The organism is Pseudomonas sp. HC1(2025) (assembly GCF_058742075.1).
Map to the genome: position 1 here is coordinate 2448339 of NZ_CP196017.1, position 12646 is coordinate 2460984.

9 protein-coding genes are annotated in these 12646 nt (G+C 65.1%); 8 read left to right on the forward strand and 1 reads right to left on the reverse strand.

Going from position 1 to position 12646, the window contains the following annotated elements; translation table 11 throughout:
- Positions 1–2 precede the first annotated feature (2 nt).
- Positions 3–365: an NUDIX hydrolase gene (locus ACSSVH_RS11155; RefSeq protein WP_169956953.1), complete on the reverse strand. Its 363-nt coding sequence runs from the start codon at positions 363–365 to the stop codon at positions 3–5.
- A gap of 141 nt (positions 366–506) precedes the next feature.
- On the opposite strand from ACSSVH_RS11155, the gene ACSSVH_RS11160 reads away from it, so the two are divergent.
- The 8 genes from ACSSVH_RS11160 to ACSSVH_RS11195 all read left to right on the forward strand — a co-directional run bounded on the left by ACSSVH_RS11160 (position 507) and on the right by ACSSVH_RS11195 (position 12549).
- On the forward strand, positions 507–1475 hold the full coding sequence (locus tag ACSSVH_RS11160) for a Gfo/Idh/MocA family protein (RefSeq protein ID WP_169956954.1): 969 nt from the start codon (positions 507–509) through the stop codon (positions 1473–1475).
- Between the two features lie 79 nt (positions 1476–1554).
- Positions 1555–2172, forward strand: a complete 618-nt coding sequence (gene lexA, locus ACSSVH_RS11165) for a transcriptional repressor LexA (protein ID WP_169956955.1) — start codon at positions 1555–1557, stop codon at positions 2170–2172.
- Entirely contained in the window at positions 2172–2783 is a 612-nt protein-coding gene (imuA, locus tag ACSSVH_RS11170) for a translesion DNA synthesis-associated protein ImuA (RefSeq protein WP_492634546.1), read from the forward strand. The genes lexA and imuA overlap by 1 nt, the downstream gene beginning before the upstream one ends.
- Positions 2784–2790: 7 nt before the next feature.
- Positions 2791–4206 (forward strand): Y-family DNA polymerase, encoded by a 1416-nt coding sequence (locus tag ACSSVH_RS11175; RefSeq protein ID WP_169956957.1) that lies wholly within the window; start codon positions 2791–2793, stop codon positions 4204–4206.
- Entirely contained in the window at positions 4182–7280 is a 3099-nt protein-coding gene (locus ACSSVH_RS11180) for an error-prone DNA polymerase (protein ID WP_432755614.1), read from the forward strand. Before ACSSVH_RS11175 ends, ACSSVH_RS11180 begins: the two co-directional genes overlap by 25 nt.
- A gap of 229 nt (positions 7281–7509) precedes the next feature.
- A complete protein-coding gene (locus ACSSVH_RS11185) occupies positions 7510–9639 on the forward strand; it encodes a hybrid sensor histidine kinase/response regulator (RefSeq protein WP_492634547.1) in 2130 nt (709 codons plus the stop codon).
- Between the two features lie 57 nt (positions 9640–9696).
- Entirely contained in the window at positions 9697–12231 is a 2535-nt protein-coding gene (locus ACSSVH_RS11190) for an excinuclease ABC subunit UvrA (protein ID WP_169956961.1), read from the forward strand.
- A 78-nt stretch (positions 12232–12309) separates the two neighbouring features.
- Entirely contained in the window at positions 12310–12549 is a 240-nt protein-coding gene (locus tag ACSSVH_RS11195; protein ID WP_032857259.1) for a DUF465 domain-containing protein, read from the forward strand.
- Positions 12550–12646: the final 97 nt, after the last annotated feature.

A 12646-nucleotide genomic window follows, 5' to 3' on the forward strand; every position in this document is an offset into this window, starting at 1 on the left:
CGTCAGAGCCGGCGCAGAAACGAGCGCACAATGCGCTTGGTGGCGTCGGTGGCGTCCAGTTGCTCCAACGCACTGTAGGCATGCCACTGGCAATCGATGATTTCATTGCAGGGCCGGGCCTGGTCGATGTTCACCACCGAGGCTTCAAACACGTGATGCAGCGTGTCACTGGCTTTCAATTCCTGTAGATACAGCAACCCATCCACGTTCAGCCCGGTTTCCTCCTGCAACTCCCGCTCGGCCGCGCCGACCGGGCGCTCATCGCGCTCGACCTTGCCCCCGGGCAATGCCCATTTCGACCTGGCCTTGCGCACGAACAGAATGTGCCCCTCGTGTTCGCAAATCACCGTTGCGCGTATTTTCATCGTCTGTGCCCCCGCAGCTGGATGATTGTCATAAAAGTGTAATGCAATTGTCATGCTAGGTCTTTATAGGGGGAGGCTGGAGACCACGCAGGAAAACGCCGATACTGCCCGACTGAAAAAATACCGCTGAAGGAAAGTCTGATGAGCACCATCCGCTGGGGCATGATCGGTTGTGGCAGTGTTACTGAACTCAAGAGTGGACCCGCTTTCTACAAAGCGCCAGGCTCGGCCCTGGTGGCCGTGATGGGGCGTCGCGAGGAAGCGGTGCGCGATTATGCGGCACGCCACGGGATTGCCCGCTTTTACACGGATGCCCAGGCGCTGATCGATGACCCCGAAGTGGATGCGGTGTACATCGCCACGCCACCCGACAGCCACCTGGAGTACAGCCTGTTGGTGGCAGCGGCGGGCAAGCATTGCTGTGTAGAAAAACCGATGTCGCTGAATGCCGAGCAGAGCGCGTTGATGCAGCGCACCTTCGAGCGGGCCGGGCTGCATCTGTTTGTTTCCTATTACCGCCGTTCCCTGCCGCGCTTCCAGCAGGTCCGTGCCTGGCTGCAAGAAGGGCGCATCGGTGAGTTGCGGCACCTGAGCTGGACGTTGTGCAAGCCGCCATCGCCCACGGACACCAACGCCAGCAACTGGCGCACCGACCCGGCGATTGCCGGCGGTGGTTATTTTGCCGACCTCGCCAGCCATGGTTTCGACCTGTTCCAGTACCTGGCGGGGGATATCGTCGAGGTCACGGGGTATACCGCGCGCCAGGCCGGGCGCTATGCGGCGGAAGATGCGGTCACCGCCTGCTGGAGCTTCAGCTCGGGCGCGCTGGGGATGGGCTGCTGGAACTTTGTGGCGGACCGGCGTGAAGACCGGGTCGAGTTGATCGGTAGCAAAGGGCGGATCAGCTTTGCAGTGTTCGACGAGCAGCCGTTGCACCTTGAGGCCGAGGTCAGCCAGACCCTGCATATTGCCCATCACCCCCATATCCAGTGGCATCACGTGCTGGGCATGAACGCGCATATCCGTGGCGAGAGCGTACACCCGGCACTGGCGATCGAGGCCTTGAAGACCGACCGCATCATGGATCGGGTGTTGCAGCGCAAGCCCTGACCCCGCCCACCCTTGTCGGAGCCGCCAAGGTGTTTGTCTGACTGGCGGCTATTGTCAGAAATTTCCCACAGGAGTACAAATGTACTCCATGACGACTCTCACTCCCCGCCGCTCCGCCATCCTGAACTTCATCCGCGAACGTATCGCGCAGCAAGGTCAGTCCCCCAGCCTCGCCGAGATCGCCGAGGCCTTCGGTTTTGCTTCGCGCAGTGTGGCGCGCAAACACGTGCTGGCGCTGACCGAGGCCGGGTTTATCGAGGTCAACCCGAACCAGGCCCGGGGTATTCGCCTGCTCAATCAACCGGCGCGCCCGCAATGGCTGGAGGTCCCGGTGCTGGGCCGCGTGGCCGCCGGCCTGCCCATCGGCGCCGACGCCGAAGTGCATGCGCGGCTGATGCTGGACCCGGCGACCTTTGCCCGGGTCCCGGATTATCTGCTGCGGGTCCAGGGTGACTCGATGATCGAAGACGGCATCCTCGATGGCGACCTGGTGGGCGTGCGCCGCAGTGCCGAGGCGCTGAACGGGCAGATCGTGGTCGCGCGCCTGGACGGCGAGGTCACCATCAAGCGCTTCGAGCGGATGGGCCACAGCGTGCGCCTGTTGCCGCGCAACCCGGCCTATCAACCTATCGTGGTCCGTGCCGACCAGGACCTGGCCATCGAAGGCGTGTTCTGTGGCCTGGTGAGGCAAGGGTGATGGGCGCCGTGGTTGCACTGGACTCGCTGTTCAATGGCGGGCGGGTGTGGAAGGGGCGGCAGGCCTCGCCGCCGGCCAGTGTGTATCCCACCGGGCTGGTGGCCCTGGATGCGGTGTTGCCCAGCGGTGGCTGGCCGCCGGCGGCCTTGAGTGAAATCCTCGTGGCCCAGCAGGGCGTGGGCGAGTTGCAACTGGTCTGGCCGACCCTGGCGCGGCTGTCGGCGGCCGGCGAGCGCATTGTGCTGGTGGCGCCGCCGTATACCCCATACCCCCACGCCTGGCAGAACGCCGGGGTGGACCTGCGCCAGCTCTCGGTGATCCAGGCCGATGAGCGCGATGCCTTGTGGGCGGCCGAGCAGTGCCTGCGCTCCGGCAGTTGCGGCGCGGTGCTGTGCTGGCCGCGCAAGGCGGATGACCGGGCTTTGCGCCGCTTGCAGGTGGCCGCCGAGACCGGCCAGACCCTGGCGTTTGCCTGGCGGGCCATGGGCGAGGCGATCAACCCGTCACCGGCCGCCCTGCGCCTGGCCGTCGAGCCGAGCCAGGTGCGGGTGCTCAAGTGCCGCGGTGGCCTGGCCCATCCCGCACCCATTGCCCTGGCCAGCGGGCACTGAGGTTGATATGCGCTGGGTGTGTATTGTCTTCCCGCAATTGGCGTTGGACGGGGTCTTGCGTCGACGTCCCGAGCCCGAGCAACCCTTGGCGTTGTTGGCCGGCCCGCCGCAACGCCGGGTGCTGCAAACCGTCAATGGCGCCGCGCGTGCCTTGGGCCTGCGCCCCGGCCTATCCCTGACGGCGGCCCATGCCCTGACCAAGGCCTTTGCCTGCGTCGAATACGACCCGGTGGATATCGAGCGCTGCCAACAACTGCTCGCGGCCTGGGCCTACCGTTTCAGTTCCCAGGTCAGCGTGTTCTATCCACGGGCCTTGCTGTTTGAAATCGAATCGAGCCTGGGCCTGTTCGGGCCGTGGCCGCTGCTGGAAGCACGCTTGCGCGAGGAACTGAGCGACCTGGGCTTTCGCCACCGTATCGTCGCCGCCCCCAACCCGGCCGCCGCGCGGGTGTTGGCCAATGCCTACGATGGCCTGGCGGTGGCCGATGCCGAGGCGCTCCAGCAAGCCCTTGGGCCGATGCCGATCGATCGCGTCGGCATCGACCCGCAAGCCGCCACAGCCTTGTCGCGCATGGGCCTGCGGACCCTGGCCCAGGTCCAGGCGTTGCCCCGGCATACCTTGGCCAGGCGCTTCGACGCCGGGTTGCTCAAGCACCTGGATGCCTTGACCGGGCTGCGGCCGCTGGGCCTGGATTTTTATCAGCCGCCGGATCGGTTTGACCTGCGCATCGAATTGAATTTCGATGTGCAGTCCCACCAGGCGTTGCTGTTTCCCTTGCGGCGCCTGACTGGCGACCTCGCCGCGTTTCTCTGTGGCCGCGACAGTGGCGTGCAGCGTTTTGCCCTGCACCTGGAGCATGCCGAGGCGCCAGACAGCGTGATCACGGTGGGCCTGCTGAGTGCTGAGCGCGAACCCTCGATGCTGTTTGAACTGGCCCGTGGCCGCCTGGAGCAGGTGCAAGTGGCCGCACCGGTGCGTGGCCTGCGCCTGCTGGCCGAGGACCTGCCGGTGTTTGTGCCACAGCGCCAGGACCTGTTCGATGAGCGCCCGCAGCAAACCCTGCCGTGGGTGCAATTGCGCGAACGTCTGCGGGCGCGCCTGGGGGATGAGGCGGTGCAGGGCCTGCGCTTTAATGCTGACCACCGCCCCGAGTGTGCCTGGCTGCCGGGCGCCGACAGCCGCGCCTGCCCAGCCTTGAGCCCGGTGCAACGCCCTGGCTGGCTGCTCAACGAACCGACCTTGCTGGCCGAGCAGGGCATCCAGATCCTGCTGGGCCCGGAGCGTATCGAATCCGGTTGGTGGGATGGCGCCGATATCCGCCGCGATTACTACCTGGTGCGCACTCGCGCCGGGCAGCAAGGCTGGGCCTATCGCACCGTGGGCGACAGCGCCGGGTTGTGGCTGCAAGGCTGGTTTGCATGATGGAGGGCTACGCCGAACTGCATTGCCTGTCCAACTTCAGCTTCCAGCGTGGCGCGTCCAGTGCCCGCGAGTTGTTCGAGCGCGCCAAACAGCAGGGGTATCAGGCCTTGGCAATCACCGACGAATGCACCCTGGCCGGTATCGTGCGCGCCTGGCAGGCGGCCAAGGAGGTCGGGCTGGGGTTGATCGTCGGCAGTGAGGTGCGCCTGGAAAACGGCCCGAAACTGGTGTTGCTGGTGGAGAACCTGCAGGGCTATCAGCACCTGTGCCGGTTGATCACCCTGGCCCGGCGGCGTGCCGAAAAAGGCCAGTACCGCCTGTTGCGCGAAGACTTTGCCGACCCGCTGCCGGGGTTGCTGGTGCTGTGGCTGGCCGAGGAGGGCGATACGCCTGCCGACGGCCAGTGGCTGTGCGAGACCTTCAGCGGGCGGCTATGGCTGGCGGTAGAGCTGCATTGCGCCCAGGACGATGCCCGCCGCCTGGCGCAGCGCCTGCAACTGGCCGCCAGCCTGCACCTGCCGGCCGTGGCCTGTGGCGATGTGCATATGCATGTGCGCAGCCGGCGCGCCTTGCAAGACACCATGACCGCCATCCGCCACCACCTGCCGGTGGCGCAGGCCGGCCAGCGCCTGCACCCCAATGGCGAGCGGCACCTGCGCAGCCTGGAGGCCCTGCGCGCGCTGTACCCGGCGCACTTGCTCGCGGAGTCGCTGCACATTGCTAGCCGTTGCACTTTCGACCTGAGCCAGTTGCGCTATCAATACCCCAGGGAGTTGGTGCCGCAAGGGCAGAGCCCACAATCCTGGCTGCGTGCCTTGACCGAAGAGGGCATCGCCCATCGCTGGCCCGAGGGCGCGCCAGCCAAGACCCTGGAGCAGATCGATAATGAACTGCAGTTGATCAGCGAACTGGGCTACGAAAGCTACTTTTTGACGGTGCACGACATCGTGCGCTTCGCCCGCAGCCGTTCGATCCTCTGCCAGGGCCGTGGCTCGGCGGCCAACTCGGCAGTGTGCTTTGCCCTGGGCATCACCGAGATCGACCCGGGGCGGATGAACATGCTGTTCGAACGCTTCCTGTCCCGCGAACGCAACGAGCCACCGGACATCGACGTGGACTTCGAGCACGAACGCCGCGAAGAGGTGCTGCAATACGTGTTCCAGCGCTATGGCCGGCGTCGCGCGGCCTTGACCGCGGTGGTCAGCAGCTACCACGGTGCCGGCGCAGTGCGGGATGTGGCCAAGGCCCTGGGCCTGCCACCGGATCAGGTCAACGCGCTGGCCGATTGCTGTGGGCGCTGGAGCGATGAGGCGCCGCCCCTGGAACGCTTGCGCGAGGGTGGTTTCGACCCGGACAGCCCGGTATTGCGGCGGGTGCTGGGGCTGACCCAACAACTGATCGGCTTTCCGCGCCATCTGTCCCAGCACCCCGGCGGCTTCGTGATTTCCGAGCAGCCGCTGGACACGTTGGTGCCGGTGGAAAACGCCGCCATGGCCGAGCGCACCATCATCCAGTGGGACAAGGACGACCTGGACGCGGTGGGCCTACTCAAGGTGGATATCCTCGCCCTGGGCATGCTCAGCGCGATCCGCCGCTGCTTCGACCTGCTGCGCCGCCATCGCCATCGCGACCTGACGCTGGCGACAGTGCCCCCGGACGATGCGGCAACCTACGCAATGATCAGCCGCGCCGACACGATAGGCGTGTTCCAGATCGAATCGCGGGCGCAGATGTCCATGCTGCCCCGGCTCAGGCCCAAGACGTTCTATGACCTGGTGATCGAGGTGGCCATCGTACGCCCCGGGCCGATCCAGGGCGGCATGGTGCATCCATATCTGCGGCGGCGGAACAAGGAAGAGCCTACGACCTATCCGTCGCCCGAGCTGGAGGCGGTACTCAAGCGCACCCTGGGTATCCCGCTGTTCCAGGAGCAAGTGATGCAGATCGCCATTGTCGCGGCGCACTACACCCCTGGCGAAGCAGACCAGTTGCGCCGCTCGATGGCGGCCTGGAAGCGCCATGGCGGCCTGGAGCCCCATCGCCAGCGGCTGCGCACCGGCATGCTCAAAAACGGCTACAGCGAGGCCTTCGCCGCCCAGGTGTTCGAGCAGATCAAGGGTTTTGGCAGCTACGGTTTTCCGGAGTCCCACGCGGCCAGTTTCGCCTTGCTGACCTATGCCAGTTGCTGGCTCAAATGCCATGAACCGGCGGCATTCGCCTGTGCCCTGATCAACAGCTGGCCCATGGGTTTCTATAGCCCGGACCAGATCCTGCAGGACGCACGCCGCCATCAATTGCAGATTCGCCCGGTGGACGTGACCGCCAGTGACTGGGATTGCAGCCTGGAACCCATCGACGGCCAGCAACCGGCGATTCGCATGGGGTTGCGCATGATCAGCGGCTTTCGCGAAGAAGAGGGCCGGCGTATCGAAAAAGCTCGCCAGGGCGCCAGGTTTGCGACTATCGCCGACCTGGGTGAACGCGCCCAACTGGACAGCCGGGCCCAGGAACTACTGGCAGATGCCGGGGCCTTGCGCCAGTTGGCCGGGCACCGGCATCGGGCGCGCTGGGACGTGGCCGGGGTGGAAAAACAGCTGGGCTTGTTTGCCGGGGTGTCGAGCCCGCAGGAAGAGGCGGTGCAACTGCCGGCCCCCAGCGTCGGCGAAGACCTGTACGCCGACTATGCCAGCGTGGGCACCACCCTGGGGCCCCATCCCTTGGCGCTGCTGCGTGATCAACTGCGCGCACGGCGCTGTCGCAGTTCCCAGGAGCTACAGGCGGTGGAGCATGGGCGCAATGTCAGCGTTGCCGGCCTGGTCACCGGGCGCCAGCGACCGGGCACCGCCAGCGGCGTGACCTTCGTGACCCTGGAAGATGAGTTTGGCAACATCAACGTGGTGGTCTGGCGCGACCTGGCCGAGCGTCAGCGCCAGGTGCTGGTGGGCTCACGGCTGCTCAAGGTGGATGGGCGCTGGGAAGCGGTAGGCGAAGTGCGCCATTTGATCGCTGGCCGCTTGAGCGACCTGACGCCGCTGTTGGCGGGGATCAGCGTGCGTAGCCGGGATTTCCGCTGAGGGGGGCAACCTTCCTGCGGCCATCGTGGTGTAACGGGCAGAGCCTGCGCGCGGAGCGCTATCCTCTGTGGGTGCAGGCTTGCCAGCAAGAACACCTAGGGCCCACGCCATGGTTAACGACCATCGCCGGCAAGCTTGCTCCTGCAATGGTTCGCAGATGCAGTGAAACCATCGCGTCCGGCTATGCTCCAACATTGGCGACTGCCCTCTCTCTGCACCGAGTTGATCCATGCAATTTTTATCCAATACCCATGGTTGTGACGGCTGGGGCGGTGAAATGGCCCAAAGGATTCGTGCCTTTGACTGGTCGACCACGGACCTGGGCTCGATTGACAGTTGGTCCACCAGCCTGACCTGCGCCGTGCAGATGCTCCTGGCTTCGCCGGTGCCGATGGTGATGCTCTGGGGGCGCGCCGGGCACATGATCTACAACGACAGTTACTCAGTGTTCGCCGGCGGGCGCCACCCGTTTCTGCTGGGCGTGCCGGTGGAGCAAGGCTGGCCGGAAGTGGCCGACTTCAACCGGCATGTCATGGACACCTGCCTGGCTGGCGGCACCTTGTCCTATCGCAACAAGGCCTTGATGCTGCTGCGCAATGGCAGCCCCGAAGACTTGTGGCTCGACCTCTATTACAGCCCGGTGGCCGGTGACGACCAGCAGCCGGCCGGGGTGCTGGCGATTGTCGTGGAAACCACCGCGCATGTGCTGTCCGAGCGTTTGCGCCAGGAAGCCGAGGGCGCTTACCGCGTGGCGGACGAGCGCTTGCAACTGGCGCTCAATGCCGGGGCGCTGCTGGGCTCCTTTGTCTGGGATGTGCTGCCGGATCGGCTGTCGGGCGACGAGCGTTTTGCCCGCACCCTGGGCCTGTCTATGGATGACGTGGAGCAGGGCCTGTCCATTGCCGTTGCCACCCAGATCATCCACCCCGATGACCTGGCGCGGGTCAACCGCCTGATTGCCCGCACCCTGGAAACCGGTGGGTCGTATAACGTCGAGTTTCGCGTGCGGCGCCCTGACGCCAGCTATCTGTGGGTACTGGCCAGTGGGCGTTGCGAGTTGGATGCGGGCGGGCGGCCGCTGCGTTTTCCGGGGGTGATCATTGATATCCATGTGCGCAAGATTGCCGAAGAATCCCTGCTCAAACTCACCCATAACCTGGAGCAGCGCGTCGCTGCCGAAGTCCAGGCGCGCTCGGCCGCCGAGGACCAGTTGCGCCAGTCGCAAAAGCTCGAGGCCATTGGCGGGCTGACCGGGGGCGTGGCCCATGACTTCAATAATCTGCTGCAGGTGATTGCCGGCAACCTGCACTTGCTGGCCCGCCATGAACGGGACAATCCCCAGGTACAACGGCGCGTCGGTGCCGCCCTGGCGGCTGTCGAGCGCGGCGCCAAGCTGTCCTCGCAACTGTTGGCCTTTGCCCGGCGCCAGCCCCTGTCACCGGCGGTGTTCAACCCCCGGCGCATTTATGAAGGCCTGGGTGAATTGCTGCAGCGGGCCTTGGGGGAAACCATCCAGATCGATGTGCAATTACCGCAAGATCCATGGTGCATCCATGTCGATCGCAATCAGTTGGAAAACGCCGTGCTCAACCTGGCGATCAATGCCCGGGATGCCATGAAGGGCGAGGGGGTGATCCGCATCACCGGTGAAAACATCACCCTGTCACCCGAGGATGGCAGCCGCAACGGGATTGCCCCCGGTGAATATGTGCGCCTGTCGGTCAGTGACACCGGGGCGGGCATGCCGCCGGCGGTGCTGCGGCGGGTCTTCGAGCCATTCTTTACCACCAAGCCGGACGGTCACGGCACCGGCCTGGGCTTGAGCATGGTGTTTGGTTTCGTCAAGCAAAGCGGCGGGCACGTGCAGATCAGCAGCGAGCCAGGGCAGGGCACCGTGGTGCAGATGTACTTTCCCCACAGCCTTGAGCCGGAAAGCCAGGAGGCACCTGCCGCCGTGGCACTGCAAGAAGGCGGCCGGGAAACCATCCTGGTGGTGGAGGACAACGAAGGTGTGCGCGGCGCGGCCGTGGAGTTGCTGCAACAGTCCGGCTACACAGTGCTCACCGCCGAGGATGGCGATGATGCGATGCTGATGCTGCGCACCGGCTTGCGGCCGGACCTGATCTTCACCGATGTGGTGATGCCGGGGCGAATCAAAAGCACCGACCTGGCCGAGTGGGCCAAGGCGCAACAGCCGCCGGTTGCGGTACTGTTCACCTCCGGGCATACCCGTGACATTCTTTCCAGCGACCACTTGCTGGGCAGCGAAATACATCTGCTGGGCAAACCCTACAGCCCCGAAGAGCTGACGCAACAGGTACGCTCGGTGCTGACCACGCGGATAAACCACTGCGATTGAACGTTTGCCAAGGTGCCGGATCCACCACTGGACTTGCCGCCTCCTATAAGGTTGACCATGACTTCACAGCGCCACTTGCCGCCTGCCACCGATCTGCCTGCCGCGCGCCCCGGTTTTGTCCGGGTGCGGGGCGCCCGGGAACACAACCTGCGCAATGTCGATGTGGACATCCCACGGGATGCCCTGGTGGTGTTCACCGGGGTGTCGGGGTCGGGCAAGTCGTCCCTGGCGTTTTCCACGTTGTACGCCGAGGCGCAGCGGCGTTACTTCGAGTCGGTGGCGCCCTATGCCCGGCGCCTGATCGACCAGGTGGGCGTGCCGGATGTGGACTCGATCGAAGGCCTGCCGCCCGCCGTGGCCTTGCAACAGCAGCGGGGCACGCCGAGCACGCGCTCATCGGTGGGCAGCGTGACCACCTTGTCCAGCCTGATTCGCATGCTCTATTCCCGCGCTGGCAGCTACCCGCCGGGGCAGCCGATGCTGTACGCCGAAGACTTCTCGCCCAACCTGCCCCAGGGCGCCTGCCCGCAGTGCCACGGCCTGGGCCGCGTGTATGAGGTGACCGAGGCGCTGATGGTGCCCGATCCCTCGCTGACCATTCGCCAACGCGCCGTCGCCTCCTGGCCGCTGGCCTGGCAAGGACAAAACCTGCGGGACATCCTCGTGACCCTGGGCTATGACGTCGATGTCCCCTGGCGCGAGCTGCCGAAAAAACAGCGTGACTGGATCCTCTTCACCGAGGACACGCCCACGGTGCCGGTGTATGCCGGCTTGACCCCGGCGCAAACCCGCGACGCCCTCAAGCGCAAACTCGAACCCAGTTACCAGGGCACCTTCAGCGGCGCCCGGCGCTACATCCTGCACACCTTCACCCACACCCAGAGTGCGCTGATGAAAAAGCGTGTCGCGCAGTTCATGCAAGGCAGCCCGTGCCCCTTGTGCGAGGGCAAGCGCCTGACCAAGGCTGCGCTGTCGGTGACATTCGCCGGAGTGGATATTGGCGAGTTGTCGCAGCTGTCGTTGTTGCAACTGGCACAGCTTTTACGCCCGGTGGCCGAGGGCAAGGGGCGGGTAAAACTCTCGGTAGAAAAACGCCTGGCCGCCCAACGCATCGCCCAGGATTTGCTGGAGCGGGTCAGCACCCTGACCGACCTGGGCCTGGGCTATCTGTCGCTGGAGCGCAGCACGCCGACCCTGTCCTCTGGCGAGTTGCAGCGCCTGCGCCTGGCGACGCAATTGGGCTCGCAGTTGTTCGGCGTGATCTACGTGCTGGATGAACCGTCGGCGGGCTTGCACCCGGCCGATGGCGAAGCCTTGTTCACTGCCTTGGAACGCCTGAAAGCCGCCGGCAACTCGCTGTTTGTGGTGGAGCACGACCTGGAAACCATGCGCCGCGCCGACTGGCTGATCGATGTCGGCCCGGCAGCCGGCGAGCAAGGCGGCCAGGTGCTATACAGCGGCCCACCGGCGGGCCTGGCACAGATTGAAGCGTCACAGACCCGCGAGTACCTGTTTGCCGAGCCGCGCCCGTTGAACACCTCGCACCGTGCGCCGAGTGGCTGGCTCAGCCTGGAAGGGGTCAGCCGCAATAATCTCGACGGGGTGAGCGTGGACTTCCCCCTGGGCTGTTTTACCGCGGTGACGGGGATTTCCGGCTCGGGTAAATCCAGCCTGGTCAGCCAGGCCCTGTTGGACCTGGTGGGGGAGGGCCTGGGGCGGGTGGTGGTCAGCGACGACGAGCCCGATCTGGAAGACGCACCGCAAACCAGCGGCGGGCGCATCCGCGCGGGCCTGGAGCAGATCCGCCGCCTGGTGCAGGTGGACCAGAAGCCCATCGGCCGCACCCCGCGCTCCAACCTTGCGACCTATACCGGCCTGTTCGATAACGTGCGCAAGCTGTTCGCCGCCACCCCGGCGGCGAAAAAACACCACTACGATGCCGGGCAGTTCTCCTTCAACGTCGCCAAGGGCCGCTGCCCGAACTGCGAGGGCGAGGGTTTTGTCAGCGTCGAATTGCTGTTTATGCCCAGCGTCTACGCACCATGCCCCATCTGCCACGGCGCGCGCTACAACCCCCAGACCCTGGCGATTACCTGGCAGGGCCTGAACATCGCCCAGGTGCTGGGCTTGACCGTCGAGCAGGCGGTGGACGTCTTCGCCGAACAACCGGGCGTACTGCGTGCGTTGCTAGTCCTGCGCGACATCGGCCTGGGTTACCTGCGCCTGGGCCAGCCGGCCACGGAACTGTCCGGCGGCGAGGCCCAGCGGATCAAGCTGGCCACCGAACTGCAACGCACCGCGCGGGGCGCGACCTTGTATGTGCTCGACGAGCCGACCACCGGCCTGCACCCTCGTGACGTCGACCGCCTGCTACTGCAACTCAACCACCTGGTGGACGCCGGTCACACGGTGATCGTGGTCGAACACGAAATGCGCGTGGTGGCCCAGAGCGACTGGGTCATCGACATCGGCCCAGGCGCCGGCGACCGTGGCGGTAAAGTCGTCGCCAGCGGCACGCCCCAACACCTCGCCCAGAACAAAACCAGCCGCACCGCACCGTTCCTCGCACGGGAACTGGGCCAGGGGAATTGACCTTGGGCATGACAAGAGGCCCATGGATGGGCTAGCTTCAAGGTGTACCAGTCATTGATTAACTTGCGGAGGTACTTCATGCCAGTGAAACATGATCTTTATCAGGATTTGGGGTTGAGCAAGGAAGACGTTCAGCAGCGTCGGGCAAGCCACCATCGGTTAGATGTATTGCTCACCCAGTATGACGTCGCCGACAAGGAGGTGCTGGAAGCAGAATCCGCAAGTGCCAATGACGATGATGTAGAGAACCTGAAAAAGAAACGCCTGTTGATCAAAGATAAAATCGTCGAACAACTGGAACAGACCAAGGGGCACTAGCCAACGTTGGGAGCGGGGGTGTCCATATTTGTTCAGAATTGACCGAAGGACAGCAGCCCCTCCACTGCCTATTATCCCAACCGTTCGCCCGACCCTG